We start from the raw sequence: 20,801 nt of genomic DNA, 5'->3' as shown, positions 1-20,801 counted from the left end.
CATAATATTTCAACAAAGTGTATCTTACAGGATACCACTGGGCGCGTTACTCTTGCATCTTCTTAACGATGAGGGGTAATTAAATGATTGATAAAAATAGAGAAAGTGCAGCGATGAACGTTATGCCTGTTCAACAGAAGGATTACGCACAGTGGCTGCCGTACTGGCTGAGTTATCAGGCTTTCTACGAAGTTCAGTTATCTGAAGACGCCACGGCGGCTGCCTGGCAGCGTTTTTTTGACGCCGACAGCGCCATTTTTTGTGCCGTTGCCCGGGAGGGGGAAACCGTTATCGGGTTTGCTCACTACCTGTTTCATCCCTCCACCTGGGCGGTCAGCGAGTACTGCTATCTTGAAGACCTGTTTGTTGCGCCCCACTGTCGCGGCAGAGAGACGGGAAAACAGCTGATTGAATATGTTCAGCAACAGGCCCGTGCGCGGCAGTGCGACAGGCTTTACTGGCACACCCAGGAAAAGAACGCCACGGCCCAGCGGCTGTACGACCGGGTGGCAGAGAAACCCGGCGTGATCCAGTACAGAATGCCGCTGTAAGGCGCGGTCTCCGTCGCGGGATTTTTCCTTAAACAGGCCGTGGCGATCAGGACAGGACAGGGAGCTGCAGGTGCAGGCCATTTCGCGCCGTCTGCCGGGATGGCCTTTACCCGTCGCGGGCTAATCGGTAAGCTCAGGCAGCGTGTCTTTTTGTTTACCCTCTGCCGACGCTGAAAGGATTATCTGTCGCTATGCCCGTCAATTTTGATCTCAACGATCTCTACGCCTTCCGCGCACTGGTTGAATACGGTAATTTTCGCCTTGCAGCTGAGTCCATCTGCCTGTCTCAGTCGGCACTGAGCCGCAGGATTGAGAAGCTGGAGTCTGCGCTGGGCATCCGGCTGTTCGACAGAACCACCCGGCGCGTGACGCTGACGCTCTACGGCCAGACCTTCGCGGCGCGTTCCGATCAGCTGCTGTTCAATGTGGAGTCGCTATTAGGGGATATCACTAAGGTCAGTCAGGAACGCGTCGGGCTGGTTACCGTCGCCACGGTGCCCTCGGCGGCGTACTATTTTATGCCCGATGTGATCCGCCGTTTTCAGGCGCGCTACCCGCAGGTACGCGTCAGGATTATTGACAGCAGCGCAGGGAATGTTATCGAAGCCGTTGCCAGCGGAGAGGCGGACTTCGGCCTCTGTTTTGCGCGCAGTCTGCAACCCAATATCGACTTTCTGCCGCTGGTGGGGGATGTCTACGTGGCGGCCTGCCGGCGCGATGGTCCCATCGCCAGCAGAAAAAGCCTGACGTGGCGGGAATTCTATCAGCAGGATTATGTGGGGCTGGATAAGTCCTCCGGCAACCGTAACCTGCTCGATCAGATGCTGGAACACATCATCCCTGAGCGTCCCAGTATCTGCGAAACCCGCCACGTCACCACCATGCTGGGCATGGTTGAAGCGGGGGTCGGTATTGCTGCCGTCCCGGCGATGTCGATGCCCTCGTCAGAATATTCGCTCCTGACATCCGTACCGCTGACTGACCCGGTGGTCAGGCGGACGGTGGGGCTGATCAGACGCAGCGGACGGATGCAGTCTTACCTTGCTGCCGAACTGGAAAAGTTGATCACCGAACAGTATCACGCGGCTTAACAGGCTGTTCAGCGCTGACCGTGACCATGCCGGTGGCCTGTATAACGTTTTGTGCCGAAGCAGAAGATAAAAAAGCCAGTAGCGCTTTTCCTTCCCGCGGGTGATCTGCTTTCGCGGTGACCGCACCGGCAAAGCGGGTCACGTACTGCAGATCGGCCGGCAGCTTGCCAATAAAGGTGACGCCCGCAACAGGGAGCAGCTCACTGACCTGCTGAAAACCGAGCGTATATTTCCCTCTGGCCACTTCGGACGCCACCGGAATGCGCTCAATCATCTGCGCTTTGTGCTTCATTTCGTCTTCAATACCCAGTTTTTTAAACAGCTGGCCGCTGACATAGCGGCCGCTGGCGCTGTCAGAATACGCCACCGACCTGGCCTGCAACAGGGTATGACGCAGTGCCGCCGCGTTGTTGATATCAGGTTCAGGGTCCCCCTGTCTGACGACCATGCCGACCGGTGAGTCAGCCAGCTCTACGCGGGAACCGGGTTGCAGCCGGTTATCCTGTGCCAGATGAGTCAGCGCGTCACCGACCATGATCACCACGTCGGCCTTTTCCCCCCGCGCCAGCCGCGACGGGATCGCCTGTGGGCTGTTCCCCATTGAGGGGCCGGGAACCAGCCTGATCGTGTCGCCGCTGCTGGCTTCATACTGCGGGGCCAGTTTTTCCAGTGCCGCTTTAAAACCCCCTGAAATCATCACGGTCACTTCTTCGGCCGGTACGCGCGGGCTGACGGAAAACAGCAACAGCGTCGCCGGGAGTAAATAATAAAATTTTTGCATGATAGCGTCCCTGTTTTAACCTGCGGTTTGCAGTGATAACCCGATGCGGCGGTACAGATAAAGCGTTGCCAGTAAGGCACAGACGGCGGCAAAGCTCATCCAGTAGCCCGGTGAGGCCTTATCGCCGGTGTACTCAATCAGCGCGGTGGAGATGACCGGGGTAAATCCGCCAAACACGGCGGTGGCCAGACTGTAAGCCAGTGAGAAACCGGCCACCCGCACTTCCACCGGCATAATTTCCGTCAGCGCCGGGATCATGGCACCGTTATACAGGCCATAAAGGAAGGAGAGCCAGAGCAGCACCGCCAGCATCATCGAAAAACCGGGGGCCTGAGCAAGCAGATGAAGCGCCGGATAGGCGGTAACCAGGGCCAGCAGCGCCATGGTCACCAGCACCGGTTTGCGGCCAAAGCGGTCTGACAGAGCGCCCCCGACCGGCAGCCAGAGGAAGTTCGATACTGCCACCAGCAGCGTGACCAGCAGGCTGTCCGGGGCGCTGAGCATCAGGACCTTCTTACCGAAGGTGGGGGCATAAACGGTGATCAGATAGAACGCGGTGGTGGTCATGGCGACCATCAGCATACCGGCTATTACCACCTGCCAGTTCGCTAACAGGGTGGTAAACACCTCGCGCATTGCCAGAGGGTTGCGGCGGCGGGTGAACTCTTCGGTCTCTTCCAGCTTACGGCGCAGGATAAAGATAAAGGGCACAATCAGGCAGCCAAACAGGAAAGGCAGACGCCAGCCCCAATCGCGAATGGCACTCTCTTCCATCAGCATATTGAGGCCAAAGCCCATGGCCGCGGCGACCATAATCGCCACCTGCTGACTGCCGGATTGCCAGCTGGTGTAAAAGCCCTTGCGGCCCGGCGTGGCAATTTCCGCCAGGTAGACGGAGACGCCCCCCAGCTCTGCGCCCGCCGAGAAGCCCTGCAGCAGGCGGCCCGCCAGCACCAGCAGCGGTGCCCAGAGCCCAATCGCCTGATAGGAAGGGATGAGCACAATCAGGAAGGTGCCTGCGGCCATAATCGACAGGGTCACAATCAGCCCTTTACGCCTGCCGACTTTATCGATGTAGGCCCCCAGCACGATGGCGCCAATCGGACGCATCAGAAAGCCTGCCCCAAAGACCGCGAAGGTCATCATTAATGAGGCAAACTCACTGCTGGCCGGAAAGAAGGTATGGGCAATGTAGGTGGCATAAAATCCGAACAGGAAAAAATCGAACTGCTCAAGAAAATTGCCAGAGGTCACGCGCAAGATGGCGCTAATTCTTGCCCCGGTGGTCATGGGGGCGTGAGAGGAATGCATGGTTATCTCCAGTTTGTCGTTGACGCTTTTACCGCGCCTGTTGCTGCAGACTGGATCAGAAAAATAGCGTAAATAAGCGCAATAAACTCATCGATTCATGCGTCTGGCGCATCAATGGGTTTTAACCATCATGCCAGACAAGCTGTAACAGGCCATTAACAGGGGGGAAGCTGTTCACCCGGTTCGTTACAGACGAAAACATGGATTACCGGTTTTGTGACGGGGCGCATGCGGGGCAGGTGGGACGAAAGGCTGAGGGGGGGATAAAAGGAGGGACGACGTTTGTGACGCGTCCCTGAAAAAAGTAGCCGCGCCTGGTGTCAGCAGCATGCTGGTGTTAAAACCGTTTCGGCATCTGCCACCGGGCTATTTCAGGCGGGATTTCTGATTTTCTCCAGGCCTTTTTCCAAGCGGGACAGGTTATCAACGGTTCCCCCTTTGTCTAAATAAGTAAACCAGCCCGGGACGACCTTCCTGAACATTTCCACGCCCTCCGGGGTGACTTCAGATTGTTTTAACTCAAACGCTTTATTTAAACTTCCGTCTTCATTGAAAGGATCTTTCGCGAACAGCTCGTTAGCTTTCATGAACGTCAGCAGCGCGGTCAGCGAGCGGGTTATTCGTTCGTGGTACGTCCTGTTTTTATTGCGCGAGTAAAGCATAGGAAGACTGCATAAGGTAAAGTCTGTCTCATTCACGATAGTGCCCTGCCATATCCAGACGGTGTCTGTATCTGAAGTCAACGATGCCCGCGGGCATCCGTATTGTTGCCGGGTATCAACCCCGGCACCGAGTTTAGCATTTCCGTTAATCCATAAACAGGCAGCAAGCGGAAGACAGTCATCGCCGTGGCTTAACGGGGGGGAAGACAACAGAGGCATAAATAAGACGGCCCTTACAGGCAGACTTTCGTGATATCCGATGGGGGAAATGTCTGTTAAAAAATCACGCCGCTATCGCTGGCCGATTTTAATCTTTCGCCGTAAGGGCTTTTATTAAACTCTTTGACTTTTTTATAATTAAATAATTTATCTTTTTCCTTATAGTCATCTACGCTTGAAAAAGCCTGAAACGTATTATCGTTGAGCACTCTGATGTGTAACTGGAGTTCGGGAGAGTCGTAACCATAAAGTTCGACAAACCCAGCAATTTCACTTTGACGTGCAACCATAATCGCTTCTTTACTGACAGATTGATAAGTGTAAAAAATAGCTTTGACCATGATGGAACTACCGGAAATCTGATCGTTTTTACCGAAGTCAGGATTGTCGTAAGCTTCAAAAACCACCCCGCCATTCATTTCAGGTGTTTGACCAAGCCACTTATAACCCTCAATAACTTTAGCGACCGACTTGATCTGACTGGCATACTGAAGGCTGGTTCTGTCTTTATTGAGATCTAAGCGTTCAAAGGTTTCTGCATTCGCAATAAAAGATGAAGTGACCAATATGACAGCGAACCACAATCCGAGGTTTTTTTTCATTTATTGTCTTTACCAGATATAAAGGATAATAGGAATCGATATATCAGCACGGGCTGATATTAAAAGGCCAGTATGCACAATTTTACGCTCTACAGAAAGCAATGAAAGTTAAAAAAGGCTACCGGATACGATAGCGTTATAACGGTGAAAAAAATAAAAATCAAACTTAATTTGATGATGTTAGTAATTAACCACATCTGTTTTTAACACGGGAGTTGAGCCTTCGACATGCCGGTGAAACATGATTCGTCGTTATCCGTTCCCCATTTTTCGCTGTCACCCGTTTCTTTGCTATCGGCCTGCCCGAATCAGAGAACTGGAGGAGGTCAGCACGCTACCTGAGTCGTCAATGACAGGGCAGGCGATCGCCGAACCGGGAAGCGCGTAATTCAGCAGACCGATGTCGGTTACAAGGCCACTTGGATAAGCCTCTGTTAAGATTTTCCTTGTGCTTTACTTTACTCAGAATCATTGGCAGGAGCAGGCAGCCTTTACCGGCCTTCCGGGATTAAAAGGTATGCCGGATGAAAATAGGGGCTGACGCTGAGTTGAGTAGTGCCCCATCATCTGAACTGGGGCGGGGCAGATTTGTATATATTGACAGTGCATAGCCACAAGCTAACCAGAAGCACGCGCCGAACCACGATCAGAAGCTATATGTCACCTTCAGGCTGCCAGTGGGCGACGTTTTTCGTTGAACAATGGGACTATTTCGCGCATCACCAGCCAACTGCGTAAAACCTGCTGCGGCAATGACGCTCCAGTCTTGATTAAGCTTGTGCGTCCAGTCCATATTCAGTGAATAAGCATAAATTCCAGACCTGGCATCATAGCGGGTAAACCCCGATGCGGCCGACTGTGATGCACTTACCCCGTAGTAGGTCTGCATGTACTTGCTGGTCCCCCAGCTACTGGTCAGCGCCAGCGTCACAGCGTTTTTCGATGACGTATAGAGCGGGCTGATAATGCTGAAATGCAGTGCCTCACCATTGCTTCGCTGAGAAACCGGCACCTCAGCCTGCAATTGCACATTAAGCCAGTCGGTCACCTCGTATCCCAGGCCAGGCAAACCGATAGCTGAGCCCTTAACGTCACCCATACCTCGCAAGTCGTCGCTACCGTAGCTGAGCGAGTCGCTGTCCACGTCACGATCCTTTCTGCCTGCGCGATAACTCAGCGCAGCGCTGTAATCAAACTTGCCGATGTTGTTACCGTAACCGATACCCCGCGTGGAGCTGACAAAAAAACCATTTTCCATAGCGTAATCAATCACCAGGGCCGTCGTGACCCGGCTTTCATCCGAACCAGAATAACGTGGCGCAACATCCACGCCTCCTCCCAACGTTAAGGCGTTACCCTCTTGTGGTTTTGCCGCAAGTGTTGGGGTTGCCAGTAACGCGACGACAAGACCTGACAATAATTTTTTCAGGGTATGCCGCGAGAGTGAATAAGGGAACTTATGACTCAGTTCGATGTTTTTCATTAAGGAAGTCCTTGTGGGTTCAACTGACTACGATACAAGCGGTTTTAAACGCCAGAACGCTCAGTCTGAATGCTGACCCTGAAGTTCTCATGAGCCAAAAATGAAGAAACACTGAAGTACGTACCCGTTCTGCAAAGCTGATAGATTTACTGACACCGTTTATTTCTTCAGACGTTCTTCATTCACTGTTGATAAAGTAACTATTGTGAAAATTCTCCTCATCGAAGACGACATCGATCTGGGTAATGGCGTACGTATTGCCCTTACAGACCAGGGATTAGATGTCATATGGGTTCGCCGTAAAGTGGATGCTCTGCATCAACTCGATCTGTGCGTGCCAGAACTTGTATTGCTCGACCTCGGCCTGCCCGATGGTGATGGCATGAGCCTGATGGCGCGTCTGCGTCAGCAGCTCAAGGGGATCCCCGTCATCATCCTGACTGCCCGGGGCACTCTGCAAGATCGCCTGACCGGGCTGGATGCCGGTGCAGATGACTATCTCGTCAAACCTTTTGTTCTCGCTGAGTTATTGGCCAGGGTGAGAGCACTTGTGCGGCGCAGTTACGGTTTTCAGAATGAGGTCATAGAGATTCGAGGACTGTCTCTCCATGTGCCGACTCGTCGCGTGACAGTGCGCGAAGGTCATGTTGATTTAACGGCAAGTGAATACGCTCTGCTTGAAACGTTAATGTTGCGTTCTGACCGTGTTCTGACCCGTCGTTTTCTGGAAGAAAGGATCTTCGGTGCAAAAGAAAATATGAGTAATGCGCTCGATGTCCATATGGGAAATTTGCGTCGCAAAATCGGTGACGGCTATGTGCGAACAGTGAGAGGGGTGGGGTTTGTCATTGACACCGTATCCCTTCAGAAGGGGGCAGGGTGATGCGTAATTTTTGGCGCTATCTGCGAGTTCCAACGCTCGTACGGCGAATGATGATCGCCCAGATGCTTTTACTCACGCTGCTGTGGTGTGTTTTTCTCACCTACATTTTATGGGACAACCTGCGCAGCCCTCCAATGCTATCAGGCAACAAAACCTATGAAACCATTCTGACACTGGTGGATCGTATGGCGGATCGCCCGCACGATCTCACCGCTGTGCTGGAAACGTTCAGCAAGGCATTACGGGAAGGCTATGGCGGAGGTGAAGACCCCAAAATGTCGATCAGCCTAATCGTCCGGAAGAATAAAGAGATCATTTATTCCTCTGCTGGCGCTCCATCAGGAGTGACAAACACCGCTTATGGGATGATTCAGCGTGTGCAGAGTAACGGCCGCACCTGGACTAGCCGTACTCTGAAGTCCGGGAACGCAGGCACAGAGGTGACACTGCTCACTCCTGCTGGCGGTTGGAACTTCTTCATATATTTGAACTCGCGCGGATACTACATATTACCGCTGCTGGTCTGCATTCCTTTTCTTCTGTTTCCCGCGTGGCTGTCAATCCGTATTGCAATGCGTCCCTGGAACAAGGTGGCAAATGAAGTTTCCTTACGAACACCCGACGATCTTTCTCCCTTAAAAGCCGTGCCAAAGCACAAGGAGCTTCGCCAGATAGTGGACGCGATTAATATCTTCCTTGCCAGGGTACGAGAAAGCACTGAACGGGAACGGACTTTCATTGCCGATGCCGCTCACGAGTTGCGTACTCCCCTGGCTGCCATGCGAGTCAACGTTGAGGCTTTGCAGTCCGATGTCAGCAACGTCAGGCAACAGGAATTGCTTGCAGGGATTATTCGTAGCAACAGCCGTGCTGCTCGCCTCGTCAATCAGTTGCTGCTGCTGATGCACAGTGAAGCGCGCATTGACACTGTGATGGAGCCTGTGGCGCTGACGACGCTGATACAAGAGCGAATGGCTGAGTTGGCACCGCTGGCTGCAGAGAGCCGGGTTGAGCTTGAATTCTATTCTCATGATGAAGTCTGGATGACAGGTGTCAGGGAACGCCTGATGTCGCTGATCGACAACTTAATTGAAAATGCTGTGAAGTACAGCCCTGAGGGCGGGCGGGTTGAAGTAGAGGTACGATCGTTAGAAAAATCCATTCAATTGCGTATCTCAGATGCGGGGCCCGGGATCCTGGTTGAACTGAGGGAGCGGGTGTTCGACAGATTTTTTCGTGATCCCAATCAGATACAAAGCGGGAGTGGATTGGGGCTTGCCATAGTCAAAGCGGTTGCGCAGCAACATCACAGCAGTGTTTTACTCAGTACCTCTGCAGAAGGTGGGCTGATGGTGATTGTTGATATCCCCAATCACCATTCCGTCTGAAAGATTACGCAATATTAGTCCCAATCATGCTCAGGACATTGACCAGAATAATGGAGCATAAATTGAAATATTTAGCCCTGGCTACACTATTATTTTCTCTGTCACTTAGTGGATGCGCCATAACCGTCAGCGATTTGAAAAACAGCAAATCCTCCTTAGACGGCAGTTTCATTAGCAAGACAGGGTCCTCCGATACTTATCGAACCTTAAGGCACATGACAAGGCAGTGTCTGGAATATGAGTCATATTCAGGAAACCCGGTCATCGTATTAAGCGAGTTTGACGCTGAGCGTAAAGAAGGGGAGATCACTCAAAAGCTGCTTTCAGAAGGACTGTTGATCAACAACACGCTCATTCAGATAGAAAGTGATGATGGTGACAAAGCTAAGATCAGCCTGTACACAACCAAGAATATCTTGAGTACGGGCATCAGGTCGCCAAAAGTGAGTGATATCAAGCGCTGGGCTGAGGGCGACAGAACGTGCTGACGCGACACTCTCATACAACTCAGCAATACCGCGAAGCCTCCTGGCCTGAAAATTAGCCATTGCCCTGAAATTAAATTTTCCCACGCGCCAATTGCTGATTTTAAGGTGTAACAATCACTTCAAGTAAACCTTTTTTCCCGATACCTTTCAGCAGGTCGATAACGTGACGGGTTTTCAGTTCTGTGACTATTTTTTATTACTTTTATGCCACTCCAGCGCCCCTGTTTTCAACATGGTCTCCGCCGTGCGTGAGCCACGCTCAGCGGCTCGAAGCGAGATGGTGTCCAAAGAGCTCTGACGGTCTGCTCTGTGCCAGGAGCGGACGTCATCAAATACTGTCTAACTATACAGTTAAAATTATTGGGGAAGAACTTCTAAATTTATAGCTCCCATGATAAGTTCATTGATGTTGAGTCGATCAATATTGCAACAATCACCCTCTTGATATCAATCAATCAAACAAATATATTAAAGAGATTATCAAATGAAACATTTTTACTTGACAGAATTAGAAAGAGTTAAGAGTTTACAGAATGACTCTGATAAACTACTCCACTTAAATAATATAATACGTTCTCTTCAGCAAACAATATCTATATCCTTATTGCAGGTAGTAACGGAGCTTGTGGATTCTTACGGGAGTGAAATAACTGGATTTATAGATAGGTATCAAAAGCCTAATGATGGACTTCCTAGGGAAGTAATTGAAAAATCATTGCCACTGCTAAATGCAATACAGACCACATCTTATTTTTCATCTTGGTATGATCAAAAAGAAAAATTGGGGCTATCAAGACGATTATTAGAGTGGATTGAATTCAGAAATAATGTGTTTTCTCATGGGTCAATTTCTAAAGAGGATGTTGAAATATGGGCTGTAAAGCAAACAGCTCTTGTCAATGATCTACTCGAAGGAATGTCTAATTTAGTACCAGAAGTGAATGGAAGTGAATTATTGATTGAAATTTACAATGAGAAAATGCAAGTCAACCTTCCATTATTGTATGACAACAAATGTATAGTTATAAGTTCAGTAACGAACAGAAAGGGTTTATTTAAACTTAATCTGCAAACATTGGACTGGGATGATAAGAAAAAAATAACAATAGATATTTCCGATAATAATATTTTAAATAGCAACAAACTCCTCCCATCCCCAAGATTTTCCTGGTCATCGCAAATCATAAGTGGAGAAGATAATAGTTTTTGCCATAATATTCCCAAACGACAAACCACGAACTTTGTTGGAAGAAAGCCAGAAATAGAGATGTTAAAAGAGTGGATGTGCGATTTTGATCATCGCTCGTGCATAATATATGGGGATGGAGGCTTTGGTAAAACAACATTCCTATTAGAGTTTTTCAACTCCCTCTTTGATGGAGAGATTGTATTAAATAGAAAGCTACCTTTTATAATAAGTTATCACACGGCTAAAATGACTCGCTGGGGAAGTGAAGGTTTAATATATTATAAAGGTGTCTCGTCATTCGTTGAAGATGCTTTAAGAGAGGTGCTGTATGCAATAGAAGAAAGACTGGACAAGAGCTGGTTTGAAACGTCTGGGCGATCTTTAGTTAGTAAAATAGAGAATGAGCTATCTAAGCAAGGGATGACCAGGGATGACGTGCTTATTATTATTGACAATGCAGAGACCTTAGCCTCTACTAAAGATGAGATAAACGATCTTGGGGTTTTTTTAGAGTTAATATCTAAAAAAATTGGAAGGTTAATTATTACCTCTCGTAGGAAAGAGTTCCTCGGCGCTAAGCCTATTCCAATTTCTTCCTTGACGGAAGCCGACTCACTATCACTATTAAGAAAATCATCCTTAGAATATGGGGCGAAAGCAATTTCTCAGTCGGGAGACTCGGGCTTAAGGAAGATCTTAAGAACATTACACTACAAGCCATTATTAATCGATTCATTGGTGAAATACATTTCTAGAGCACAGTGCTCAATTGATGATGCAATAGAACAAGTGTATAAGAAAAGCAGCGATGAATTACTCGAGTTTTTATATGAAGATGCATGGATTAGAATAGGTGAAAGCGACCAAGATGTATTTATGGTTTTAGTCACATTATCCTGTCCGATTGATTCGTTTTCTGTCGGGTATACGTGTCAAGAGTTAGAAATACAACATGCAGAGTTTCAGAGTAGTTTGGATGAAACATATTTTAGTAATTTAACAAACTATGGGAATAGATATGAAATAGAAATAATAGAACTTGCCATGAGATTCTTTTTTTCCAAGAAAAACAAACTCTCACCTGAAAGACTGGAAAAGTTAAATAAAGTTGCTGAATTGGTGAATCGGCGAGCCTTAGAAAAAGCTGAGATTGAAAAGGCTTATAAAGAAGATCGTGTCACAGAAGCATATAGAACAGAGTATGCCAAAGCAGCAAAAATTTCGGTAGACCGAAATAGAATCAGTGATGCAATAGAAAATTTTGAATATGCTCTTATAGAAGACCCCGTCAACTCTTATTTATTTGAGCGTTACGCTTTTTTACTCATATCAAAAACAAGAAGTCAAGATTATGCTAAGGGATTAATTCTTAAAGCGCTTGAAATTGACCCCAATAACTCAGAGGCCCTCTTGACTGGTGCTATAATATTTTATCGCCTTTTAGACCTTGATAAAGGAGATGAGTTAATTTCTAAGGCCGAAAAAAATGGTAAGCCTCGATCCTATTGTTATGTCAGAAAAGCAATATCTCGATATCACAAAGCCCGAGAAGAGAAAGATAAGGCAAAGGCATTAAAGTATTTAGATGAGGCCAGTCATTTTATTAATATTGCTGACGATTCGTTAAGCGAGAATGACTCTTACTATTCAAAAAATAAAAATACTATTATTGAGTATAAGACTGCAAAAATACCAAGGTTAGTCTATTACTTCAGAAATAAGAAATAAATTACAGAACGGCCTTTTTTTATCTTGAATCAAGATGCTTAAGTAGGGGCGAATATTTATCACTTACACATATATGGTGTACTGAAAAAATTCATGCTCGGAAGTTCGCGTGTAATTAGTTTCGCCAAAACGAAGCATCGTTTTGGCGCTTTACCCATCGTGTAAAGCGTCCGCTCCTCGCTCACAGCGGACCTTCCGATTCGTTAGCTCAACCGCTGTGTGCCAAAAACGGAGATTTAAGCGTTCAGTGAAGACTAATCCCTTAGGAATTTCCCATCGTTTTATCTGGTCGCAAGCAATAATTTACATTTCATATTTTGTAATTTTTTGAACACTGTTATGAGGAGCTCGTGGCCTTTTTCGAATTCACCTGTGAAAAATTGTCGAGCTGTCTAATCCCAGGGAGCAGGCAGGTTGCTAAAGTTGCTATCACTACTGCTATCGCTGAAACCAGAAGCACATTACTACTACCATAATGAATTGCCAGCGGCCCAGCGACCAGTTCACCTAAGGGAATGGCCACAAACGAACCTACAGCGTCATAGGCGTACACGCGAGCCAATTTTTCCTGAGGAATATGAGTTTGTAGTGAATGAGCCCAGGAGACTCCGAATAGACCGAACGTTACGCCAGCAATAAAAAAAGCTGCAATAAGCCACGTTGCAGAAGCAGGTTGACTAAGCATAAAAATGGGCACTGAGCATAATGCTACTAGCATTACACCAATAAAAAGATCGCGTCGTGGACGCCATCTTAGGGCGAAGAACGAACCTGTCATAAGGCCAACGCTTTGCGCAGCAACCATAATTCCCCAATTAGCTCGCCCAAAAGAAGCATCAGCAATCACAGGGCCAAGTACCATCATTACACCACTAAATGCTGCATTGATAATGGTGAATTGGACCACAATTGCCCATACCCAAGCTCGGCTTGTGAATTCGTCCCATCCTTCTTTTAAGTCCTGCAGGATATTACCTGATGGTGGGCATGCTTTGATTGATGTAATACGAATTAAGAAATAAAGCGGTGCAGAGGCAGCGAAACCTATCGCATCAATTGCCAGTCCCCAACCGGGTCCGACAGAACTGATTAGGAGCCCACCAAGCGAAGTGCCGATAATCGTACCGCCATAAATACCAAGCTGAATTAATGCATTCGCTGCTCGCAAATTCTGCACTGGAACAGTTTGGGGGACCAGCGCTGAGGATGCAGGTAACGCGATGCCTGCTGCTGCTCCATTCAACGTTCCTAGTAATGCCAGACTCATCACAGTTGCTGAACCGTCCAACACAGACCATGCGACAATAGCTTGCGAAACTGCCGCAATAACAGAAGAGGATACCAATACCTGGTTACGAGAGTAGCGGTCCGCTAATACGCCCCCGATCAACAAGAATAAAACGTTAAAGATGGAGCGGGACGCAACAACGAGACCTAAATCAGATACCGATCCGCCAATATCAAGCACTGCGAACGCTAATGCAATCGGTGCAATACCATTGCCCAGAACGGTAAGAAGGCGAGCAGCAAACAGATAACGAAAAGGACTGAAGTGAAAAACGCTAACTTTTTTAGGAAATGTTTTCATTATGAAAATGGCTTCTGCATAAGAGGATTTATTTTAGAACGCCTGTATTTTGCTAATACTTTAGCATGATCTGATTGTTACACTGCATTATGTCGATTAGGTAAGCAGAGAAATAACTTCCGCTCCTCACTCCTCATGGACATTGGCCTGCATGTCAGTCCGCCTCGTGCCAAGAGCTGACTTCGCGAACATCACGACACGTTAAGGAAAGATATCTAAAATCACGTAGCCGGGTTTTACGGGATGTTGACAAAACACTGAAGAACGACAAAAGCTATATTTTCAAGGCCGCAAGCGCGGCGTCCAAAGCGCATCGTTATGTGATGGATAAAATCTGAGTCTGTTAGCGATTTATAATCACATAAAGCAAAAAGCCCGCTCAGGTTTCCCTGAGCGGGCTTTTCTAATTTGGCTCCTCTGACTGGACTCGAACCAGTGACATACGGATTAACAGTCCGCCGTTCTACCGACTGAACTACAGAGGAATCGTGTGAACGGGGCGCATGTTAACGGCGTGTCTGCGAAATGTCAAAGCCCGAATTGACCCCTGCGGTGCGTTTGCTGGCAAAAGCAGCAGGATGCGGGTTTTTTATCTTGATTGGACAATCTTCAATCTCTGCGCCAGATCTCACTTTGTTGTCTTTCGCTGGCCGATGTTAGAGGTGTGTCAAATTTTTGTTATTTGCTGATTTTAAAACATGCGTTTCGATGCTTTCATGATGAAAGTTTCAATTGACGTTATTATGAAACAAAAAAACTGCTCTGCGGCAACGCAGGTGGGGATGACAGAAAAAGAAACAGCAGAATGGCATTTAACTTACTGTTTTTAAATTTAAAATAAGCACCCGATACTGAGTAAAAAGAGCGATAGTTTTACCTAAAATAGTTACCTCCTACACTTTAATAACGCCGTGGGTGGGGTGAGGTGAATGTAAAAGAAATTTTTCATTCGCAGGATCCGACACCTTCGCATGCTAATGATAAAAAGGGCCTGGACATGAACGTGAAAAAAACAATTTTAGCGTCACTGTTAGTCTGCATGTTACCCGTTACCAGCTTTGCCAAAGACCTGCAGGTAGGCGTCTCTATGGCACTGTTTGATGACAACTTCTTAACGATTGTCCGTAACTCCATTACTAGCGAAATGAAAACGGAAAACGTGAAAGGCCAGATTGAAGACGCCAAAGGTGACGTCGCACAGCAGCTGCAACAGGTTCAGAACTTTATCGGGCAGGGCGTTGACGCCATCATTATCAACCCGGTGGATACCAATGCGGTAAAACCGATTGTTGATCTGACCAGCAAAGCCGGCATCCCGCTGGTGTTTGTTAACCGTAAACCGGCAACCGAACTGACCGGCAAAATGGCCTATGTGGGTTCCGACTCCGAACTGGCGGGTCGCCTGCAGATGGAAGCCCTGGCAAAGCGTATGGATTACAAAGGTAACGTTGCCATCCTGCTGGGTGACCTGGCAAACGAAGCTACCCGCGACCGTACTAAAGGTGTTGAAGCGGTAGTGGCGAAGTACCCGGGCCTGAAAGTGGTACAGAAACAGACCGCGAAATTTACCCGTAATGACGCGGTAGACGTGGTGAGCAACTGGATGACCGCCGGCGATGATATCCAGGCCATCGCGTCAAACAACGACGAAATGGCTATCGGTGCCCTGCAGGCGTTGGGGAAAAACGATCAGAAAATCCTGATCGCGGGCGTGGATGGTACACCGGACGCGCTGCAGATGATTAAAAACGGAAAAATGGTCGCTACCGTCTTCCAGGACGCGAAAGGTCAGGGTGCTGGTGCCGTACAGACAGCCGTGAAACTGGCGAAAGGTGAGCAGGTGCAGAAAAACGTCTTTATCCCTTATCAGCTGATTACCAAAGATAACTACACCAACTTCACCAGTAAAAACCTGAAATAACTTTCGCTGAACTCGTAGTACGGAGGGTGTTAAATGACCGCATATGCGCTTGAAGCCGAAGGCATCAGCAAGTTTTTCCCGGGCGTGAAGGCGTTAAGCAACGTCTCATTCCGTATCAAGCCGGGAACGGTGCATGCTCTGATGGGTGAGAATGGCGCAGGTAAATCCACGTTAATGAAGTGCCTCATCGGGATTTATCGTCCCGATGAGGGACAAATTCGCATTAAAGGACAACCTGTGCAGTTTACCGATACGCTGGACGCGCTGCGTTCAGGTATTTCCATGATTCACCAGGAGCTTAATCTGGTACCGCATATGACGGTCGCCGAAAATATCTGGCTGGGTCGCGAGCCGATGAGGCTCGGCTTTGTTGACCACGGTAAGTTAAACCGTTTAACCCGGGACCTGCTGACTAAGCTGAATATTCGTCTGCGTCCTGAGCAAATGGTGGGCGATCTCAGCATCGCCTCCCAGCAGATGGTGGAGATCGCCAAGGCGGTTTCCTGGAACTCCGATATCGTGATTATGGATGAACCGACCTCGGCACTGACGGAAACCGAAGTGGCGCATCTGTTCACTATCATTCGCGACCTGCGGTCGCAGGGTAAAGCCATCATCTATATCAGTCACAAAATGGATGAGATCTTTGCCATTACCGATGAAGTCAGCGTGTTCCGTGACGGCACCTGGGTGGCCAGCAACGAAACGGCGAGCTACACCCGCCAGTCGCTGATCACCCAGATGGTGGGACGTGAACTGACCCAGCTGTTCCCGAAAACGGACAGCAATATCGGTGAAGACGTTTTGACGGTGCGTAACCTGACGCGTAAGGGTGTGTTCCACGACGTGAGCTTTAACGTTCGTCGCGGGGAGATCCTTGGGGTGGCGGGTCTGGTGGGTGCCGGACGCAGTGAGGTGATGGAAAGCCTGTTTGGCATGACCTCCATCGACAGTGGCGAGATCCTGATTGACGGTGTACCGACCACGATTGACTCACCGGCCAGCGCCATTGAAAAGGGGCTGGCGTTTCTGACCGAAGACCGTAAAAAGTCAGGCCTGTTCCTGGTGCTGTCGGTCATGGAAAACATGAGTATCGTCAAAATGACGGACTACAGCGCCAATGGCGGGTTCGTTAATCATGGCAACATGGCCAAAGACTGTCTGGAACAGATCAAGCGTCTGAATATCAAGACGCCGACCATGGACCAGATCATTAATAACCTCAGCGGCGGTAACCAGCAGAAGGTACTGATTGCCCGCTGGCTGCTGGCCCAACCGAAAATCCTTATCCTTGATGAACCTACCCGTGGTATCGACGTCGGCGCAAAGGCGGAAATCTACCGTCTGATCAGCGAACTGGCGAGCCGTGGCGTCGCCATCATTATGGTCTCCTCAGAACTGCCGGAAATTATCGGTATGAGTGACCGCGTGATGGTCATGCACGGGGGACGTATTACCGGCATCCTCAATAAAGAAGAAGCCGACCAGGAAACCATATTGTCGTTGGCGTCCGAGTAAGGGCGTAAGGTAAACAAACATGAGTGATGTGAAAATGACAACGCAACAGTCCGCTGAAACCCCGTCGTTCTTCAGCAACCTGAAAGGCAAACTGCCTAAAGATACCGGTATTTTCGTGGTCATGGTCGGCATCGCGCTGATTTTTGAAGCCTTCGGCTGGTATGTCCGCGATCAGTCATTCCTGATGAACCCGAACCGCCTGGTGCTGATCGTGCTGCAGGTCGCTATCATCGGTATTATCGCCGTGGGCGTGACCCAGGTGATCATCACCACGGGCATCGACCTGTCATCCGGGTCAGTGATAGCACTGACGGCGGTGGTGGCGGCGAGCCTGGCGCAAACCTCTGAAAGCCTGTCACCGATGTTTCCTTCGCTGGTCGACATGCCTGCCGTGCTGCCCATCGGGGCGGGGATCGGGGTCGGTATTCTGTGCGGTATCGTTAACGGCGTATTGATTACCAAAACCGGCATTCCTCCCTTTATCGCCACGCTGGGGATGATGGTGTCGGCACGCGGTCTGGCACAGTATTACACCCAGGGTAACCCGATCAGCTTCCTCTCCGACGGCTTCACCGCCATCGGTCAGGGCGCGATGCCGGTGATCATCTTCCTGGTGGTGGCGGTGATCTTCCATATCGCACTGAAACACACCCGCTACGGGAAGTACGTTTACGCCATCGGCGGCAACATGGTGTCGGCGAAAGTCTCCGGTATCAACGTTAATAAATACCTGATCATCGTCTATACCATCGCGGGCGGACTGTCAGGTCTGGCCGGTGTGGTGCTGGCAGCGCGTGTCAGCAGCGGTCAGTCAAGCATGGGTCTGGGCTACGAGCTGGATGCGATTGCCGCAGCGGTGATCGGCGGCTCCAGCCTGATGGGTGGCGTCGGGCGCATTACCGGTACGCTGATTGGTGCGGTGATCCTCGGCCTGATCAAAAGCGGCTTCACCTTTGTCGGTGTCGACGCCTACATTCAGGACATCATCAAAGGGATGATTATTGTCGCAGCGGTCTCGATTGATATGTACCGCAACCGCAGCAAGCGTTAATCCCCCTGTCGGGGCTGACCGAAGTAGGGGTCAGCCCCCGACAACAAAGCCTGCACACCCTCAACGCATGTCCTGCACCATCCGCGTGCAACACCCGGAAAGGGATCTGATCCGTCAGACATTCCACGCCCTTATTATTCCTGCGTTCGTAATCAGATTCTCTTATTTTACGGCCTGTTAGCCTGCATCCCGCCTGCCTTGTCGCCTTTAGGATAAATCTGGCACGCCCCTTGCAAAACCTGTTCTGTCAGAATGAAAACTTATTATAACGGCCAGCATCGCTGGCACCCGGGGAACCGTGACGGAGGCAACATGAATTTAAGACGACTGAAGTATTTCGTGAAAATCGTCGATATTGGCAGCCTGACGCAGGCGGCAGAAGTGCTGCATATTGCACAGCCGGCTCTCAGCCAGCAGGTGGCGACGCTGGAAAATGAACTTGACCAGCAGTTGCTGATCCGCACCAAACGCGGCGTGACGCCGACCGACGCGGGCAAAATCCTCTATTCCCACGCCCGCACTATCCTTCGGCAGTGCGAGCAGGCCCAGTCGGCGGTCATTAATGCCGGGCAGGCGCTGTCAGGCCAGGTTTCTATCGGGCTGGCTCCGGGAACGGCGGCGTCGTCACTGACCATGCCGCTGCTGCAAACCGTGCGTGAGCAGTTTCCCGATGTGCTGGTTTACCTGCATGAGAACAGCGGCGCGCTGTTAAACGAAAAAGTGATGAATGGCCAGCTGGATATGGCGGTGCTGTACGATCGCTCCCCGGCCGCCGGTATCACCAGCATTCCGCTGATGAAAGAAGAACTTTATCTGGTTGGAGCCAGCACCTGCCCGGGTCAGAGCGTCGACCTGACCGACGTCGCCGGGATGAACCTGTTCCTGCCGCGTGACTACAGCGCCGTGCGCAAGCGCGTTGATGAGGCTTTCTCCCTGCGTCGCCTCAGTGCCCGCATTATCGGTGAGATTGAATCCATCGCCACGCTCACCGCCGCGGTATCCAGTGGCATGGGCGCGACAGTACTGCCGGAGTCGGCCGCCCGCGCGCTGGTCAACGCCACCGATGCGTGGATGGCACGTATTACCAGCCCGACGCTGAACCTGCCGCTGTCGCTGAATATTTCTGCCAGAGGCCCGCTGTCACCTTCCGCTCAGGCGGTAAAAAATATTTTGCTGTCACTGCTCAACACCCCCGTAGCGGAAGATCGCGAGCTGATGCTGGTCAGCTAATTTCCCCTCTTGTGCCGGGCGCGCCATCGCGCGCCTCACTTTTATCCCTTATCGCTAAAAAGCATATAAAACCTCTTTTTATTATTTGTTGCTATCAATGAGCATCCTTAACATGAAGGAAACCAACAGATAACAGAGGGAGGAGCGCGCGTGAATTTTCAGCAACTTAAAATCATCAAGGAAGCAGCACGCTGCGAGTTTAATCTTACCGAAGTGGCCAATGCGCTGTTTACCTCCCAGTCCGGCGTCAGCCGCCATATTCGCGATCTGGAAGATGAACTCGGGGTCGAGATCTTTATCCGCCGGGGAAAACGCCTGCTGGGCATGACCGAACCCGGCAAAGCGCTACTGACCATTGCCGAACGCATTCTCGATGAAGCGGGTAAAGTGCGTCGCCTGGCGGACGTCTTTACCAACGAATCCAGCGGCGTGCTGACCATCGCCACCACCCATACCCAGGCGCGTTACAGCCTGCCGAGAGTGATTAAAGCCTTCCGCGCGCTGTACCCCAACGTGCGCCTTGAGCTGAATCAGGGTTCGCCGCAGGAGATTGTTTCCATGCTGGTGGCGGGCGAAGCGGATATCGGCATTGCCAGTGAACAGGTAGTGAATAACCCGGCGCTGGCCGCTTTCCCGTGGTTCAGCTGGCATCATGCGCTGCTGGTGCCGAAGGGGCACGATCTGGAACAGCAGCAGCCGCTGACGCTGGCGGCCCTCAGCCGCTATCCGCTGATCACTTACCGTCAGGGGATCACCGGGCGGTCGAAGGTCGATCGTGCCTTCCATGCTGCCAGCCTGCAGCCGGATATTGTGCTCAGTGCGCAGGATTCTGACGTGGTGAAAACCTACGTTGAGCTGGGCCTGGGCGTCGGGGTACTGGCCGATCAGGCCTGCCAGCTGGATGAACATTCGCCGCTGACGCGGCTGGAGGCCCGCCATCTGTTCGAGTCCAATACCGTCTGGCTGGGGCTGAAGCGCGGTCAGCTACAGCGTAATTTTGTCTGGCAGTTCCTTGAGCTCTGCAATGCCAACCTGTCGTTGGAAGAGATTAAACGCCAGGCACTGTCGCTGAACGATGAAGAGCCGGTGATCGACTTCCAGATCTGAGCCTGACATG

17 protein-coding genes, 1 tRNA gene and 2 pseudogenes are annotated in these 20,801 nt (G+C 50.1%); 12 read left to right on the top strand and 8 right to left on the bottom strand.

Annotation, left to right across the window (positions count from 1 at the left end):
• The first annotated feature begins 83 nt into the window (after nucleotides 1-83).
• Both EPE01S_RS00995 and psrA read left to right on the top strand, forming a co-directional pair.
• Nucleotides 84-551 (top strand): GNAT family N-acetyltransferase, encoded by a 468-nt coding sequence (locus EPE01S_RS00995; RefSeq protein ID WP_062742706.1) that lies wholly within the window; start codon nucleotides 84-86, stop codon nucleotides 549-551.
• Between the two features lie 191 nt (nucleotides 552-742).
• On the top strand, nucleotides 743-1,642 hold the full coding sequence (gene psrA / locus EPE01S_RS00990) for an L-proline-binding transcription factor PsrA (RefSeq protein WP_062742705.1): 900 nt from the start codon (nucleotides 743-745) through the stop codon (nucleotides 1,640-1,642).
• On the opposite strand, the gene EPE01S_RS00985 is transcribed toward psrA, so the two are convergent.
• The 5 genes from EPE01S_RS00985 to EPE01S_RS00965 all read right to left on the bottom strand — a co-directional run bounded on the left by EPE01S_RS00985 (nucleotide 1,617) and on the right by EPE01S_RS00965 (nucleotide 6,700).
• On the bottom strand, nucleotides 1,617-2,423 hold the full coding sequence (locus tag EPE01S_RS00985) for a substrate-binding domain-containing protein (RefSeq protein WP_062742704.1): 807 nt from the start codon (nucleotides 2,421-2,423) through the stop codon (nucleotides 1,617-1,619). The genes psrA and EPE01S_RS00985 overlap by 26 nt on opposite strands.
• A gap of 15 nt (nucleotides 2,424-2,438) precedes the next feature.
• Nucleotides 2,439-3,734 carry an MFS transporter gene (locus EPE01S_RS00980; protein ID WP_062742703.1) on the bottom strand — a complete coding sequence of 432 codons (1,296 nt, stop codon included), beginning with the start codon at nucleotides 3,732-3,734 and terminating at the stop codon, nucleotides 2,439-2,441.
• 371 nt (nucleotides 3,735-4,105) lie between these two features.
• Nucleotides 4,106-4,615, bottom strand: coding sequence for a hypothetical protein (locus EPE01S_RS23770; RefSeq protein ID WP_198427173.1), 510 nt, complete (start codon nucleotides 4,613-4,615; stop codon nucleotides 4,106-4,108).
• Nucleotides 4,616-4,671: 56 nt separating this feature from the next.
• A complete protein-coding gene (locus EPE01S_RS00970; RefSeq protein ID WP_062742701.1) occupies nucleotides 4,672-5,217 on the bottom strand; it encodes a hypothetical protein in 546 nt (181 codons plus the stop codon).
• A 646-nt stretch (nucleotides 5,218-5,863) separates the two neighbouring features.
• Nucleotides 5,864-6,700: a MipA/OmpV family protein gene (locus tag EPE01S_RS00965; protein ID WP_062742700.1), complete on the bottom strand. Its 837-nt coding sequence runs from the start codon at nucleotides 6,698-6,700 to the stop codon at nucleotides 5,864-5,866.
• Nucleotides 6,701-6,905: 205 nt separating this feature from the next.
• On the opposite strand from EPE01S_RS00965, the gene EPE01S_RS00960 reads away from it, so the two are divergent.
• From EPE01S_RS00960 to EPE01S_RS00950, 3 genes are read left to right on the top strand one after another with little or no spacing between them, the layout of a single operon-like run.
• Nucleotides 6,906-7,583 carry a response regulator gene (locus EPE01S_RS00960; RefSeq protein ID WP_062742699.1) on the top strand — a complete coding sequence of 226 codons (678 nt, stop codon included), beginning with the start codon at nucleotides 6,906-6,908 and terminating at the stop codon, nucleotides 7,581-7,583.
• A complete protein-coding gene (locus tag EPE01S_RS00955; RefSeq protein WP_062742698.1) occupies nucleotides 7,583-8,971 on the top strand; it encodes a sensor histidine kinase in 1,389 nt (462 codons plus the stop codon). Before EPE01S_RS00960 ends, EPE01S_RS00955 begins: the two co-directional genes overlap by 1 nt.
• A gap of 50 nt (nucleotides 8,972-9,021) precedes the next feature.
• A complete protein-coding gene (locus EPE01S_RS00950) occupies nucleotides 9,022-9,459 on the top strand; it encodes a hypothetical protein (protein WP_174522400.1) in 438 nt (145 codons plus the stop codon).
• A gap of 115 nt (nucleotides 9,460-9,574) precedes the next feature.
• On the opposite strand, the pseudogene EPE01S_RS23850 reads toward EPE01S_RS00950, so the two are convergent.
• Nucleotides 9,575-9,729, bottom strand: a pseudogene (locus EPE01S_RS23850) (integrase); the annotation flags it as partial.
• A gap of 214 nt (nucleotides 9,730-9,943) precedes the next feature.
• Between EPE01S_RS23850 and EPE01S_RS00945 the strand changes: the two are divergent.
• A complete protein-coding gene (locus tag EPE01S_RS00945) occupies nucleotides 9,944-12,376 on the top strand; it encodes an ATP-binding protein (RefSeq protein ID WP_062742696.1) in 2,433 nt (810 codons plus the stop codon).
• Between the two features lie 337 nt (nucleotides 12,377-12,713).
• Here EPE01S_RS00945 and EPE01S_RS00940 read toward each other — a convergent pair whose 3' ends face one another.
• Nucleotides 12,714-13,964, bottom strand: a complete 1,251-nt coding sequence (locus EPE01S_RS00940) for an MFS transporter (protein WP_062742695.1) — start codon at nucleotides 13,962-13,964, stop codon at nucleotides 12,714-12,716.
• 251 nt (nucleotides 13,965-14,215) lie between these two features.
• On the opposite strand from EPE01S_RS00940, the pseudogene EPE01S_RS23845 reads away from it, so the two are divergent.
• Nucleotides 14,216-14,302: pseudogene (locus EPE01S_RS23845) on the top strand (hypothetical protein); the annotation flags it as partial.
• A 71-nt stretch (nucleotides 14,303-14,373) separates the two neighbouring features.
• On the opposite strand, the gene EPE01S_RS00935 reads toward EPE01S_RS23845, so the two are convergent.
• Nucleotides 14,374-14,449, bottom strand: a tRNA-Asn gene (locus tag EPE01S_RS00935).
• A gap of 512 nt (nucleotides 14,450-14,961) precedes the next feature.
• Here EPE01S_RS00935 and EPE01S_RS00930 point away from each other — a divergent pair.
• The 5 genes from EPE01S_RS00930 (at nucleotide 14,962) to cbl (ending at nucleotide 20,791) form a co-directional block, all read left to right on the top strand.
• Nucleotides 14,962-15,885: a sugar ABC transporter substrate-binding protein gene (locus tag EPE01S_RS00930; protein WP_062743083.1), complete on the top strand. Its 924-nt coding sequence runs from the start codon at nucleotides 14,962-14,964 to the stop codon at nucleotides 15,883-15,885.
• A gap of 33 nt (nucleotides 15,886-15,918) precedes the next feature.
• Nucleotides 15,919-17,403 carry a sugar ABC transporter ATP-binding protein gene (locus tag EPE01S_RS00925; RefSeq protein WP_062742694.1) on the top strand — a complete coding sequence of 495 codons (1,485 nt, stop codon included), beginning with the start codon at nucleotides 15,919-15,921 and terminating at the stop codon, nucleotides 17,401-17,403.
• Nucleotides 17,404-17,422: 19 nt separating this feature from the next.
• Nucleotides 17,423-18,454, top strand: a complete 1,032-nt coding sequence (locus tag EPE01S_RS00920; RefSeq protein ID WP_062742693.1) for an ABC transporter permease — start codon at nucleotides 17,423-17,425, stop codon at nucleotides 18,452-18,454.
• Between the two features lie 312 nt (nucleotides 18,455-18,766).
• The gene (gene nac, locus EPE01S_RS00915) at nucleotides 18,767-19,684 is read left to right on the top strand and encodes a nitrogen assimilation transcriptional regulator NAC (protein WP_062743082.1); all 918 of its coding nucleotides are present in this window, start codon (nucleotides 18,767-18,769) and stop codon (nucleotides 19,682-19,684) included.
• A gap of 150 nt (nucleotides 19,685-19,834) precedes the next feature.
• Nucleotides 19,835-20,791, top strand: coding sequence for an HTH-type transcriptional regulator Cbl (gene cbl / locus EPE01S_RS00910; protein ID WP_062742692.1), 957 nt, complete (start codon nucleotides 19,835-19,837; stop codon nucleotides 20,789-20,791).
• The last annotated feature ends 10 nt before the right edge of the window (nucleotides 20,792-20,801 follow it).

This window comes from Erwinia persicina NBRC 102418 (assembly GCF_001571305.1).
Taxonomy (GTDB): Bacteria; Pseudomonadota; Gammaproteobacteria; order Enterobacterales; family Enterobacteriaceae; genus Erwinia; species Erwinia persicina.
This window is presented reverse-complemented; position numbering and strand designations above follow the sequence as displayed.

Coding starts and splice junctions, on each gene's coding strand:
- EPE01S_RS00995 (WP_062742706.1), top strand. CDS start 84: ATGATTGATAAAAATAGAGAAAGTGCAGCGATGAACGTTATGCCTGTT.
- EPE01S_RS00970 (WP_062742701.1), bottom strand. CDS start 5,217: ATGAAAAAAAACCTCGGATTGTGGTTCGCTGTCATATTGGTCACTTCA.
- nac (WP_062743082.1), top strand. CDS start 18,767: ATGAATTTAAGACGACTGAAGTATTTCGTGAAAATCGTCGATATTGGC.
- psrA (WP_062742705.1), top strand. CDS start 743: ATGCCCGTCAATTTTGATCTCAACGATCTCTACGCCTTCCGCGCACTG.
- EPE01S_RS00925 (WP_062742694.1), top strand. CDS start 15,919: ATGACCGCATATGCGCTTGAAGCCGAAGGCATCAGCAAGTTTTTCCCG.
- EPE01S_RS00940 (WP_062742695.1), bottom strand. CDS start 13,964: ATGAAAACATTTCCTAAAAAAGTTAGCGTTTTTCACTTCAGTCCTTTT.
- EPE01S_RS00930 (WP_062743083.1), top strand. CDS start 14,962: ATGAACGTGAAAAAAACAATTTTAGCGTCACTGTTAGTCTGCATGTTA.
- EPE01S_RS23770 (WP_198427173.1), bottom strand. CDS start 4,615: ATGCCTCTGTTGTCTTCCCCCCCGTTAAGCCACGGCGATGACTGTCTT.
- EPE01S_RS00985 (WP_062742704.1), bottom strand. CDS start 2,423: ATGCAAAAATTTTATTATTTACTCCCGGCGACGCTGTTGCTGTTTTCC.
- EPE01S_RS00980 (WP_062742703.1), bottom strand. CDS start 3,734: ATGCATTCCTCTCACGCCCCCATGACCACCGGGGCAAGAATTAGCGCC.
- EPE01S_RS00955 (WP_062742698.1), top strand. CDS start 7,583: ATGCGTAATTTTTGGCGCTATCTGCGAGTTCCAACGCTCGTACGGCGA.
- EPE01S_RS00945 (WP_062742696.1), top strand. CDS start 9,944: ATGAAACATTTTTACTTGACAGAATTAGAAAGAGTTAAGAGTTTACAG.
- EPE01S_RS00950 (WP_174522400.1), top strand. CDS start 9,022: ATGGAGCATAAATTGAAATATTTAGCCCTGGCTACACTATTATTTTCT.
- EPE01S_RS00920 (WP_062742693.1), top strand. CDS start 17,423: ATGAGTGATGTGAAAATGACAACGCAACAGTCCGCTGAAACCCCGTCG.
- EPE01S_RS00965 (WP_062742700.1), bottom strand. CDS start 6,700: ATGAAAAACATCGAACTGAGTCATAAGTTCCCTTATTCACTCTCGCGG.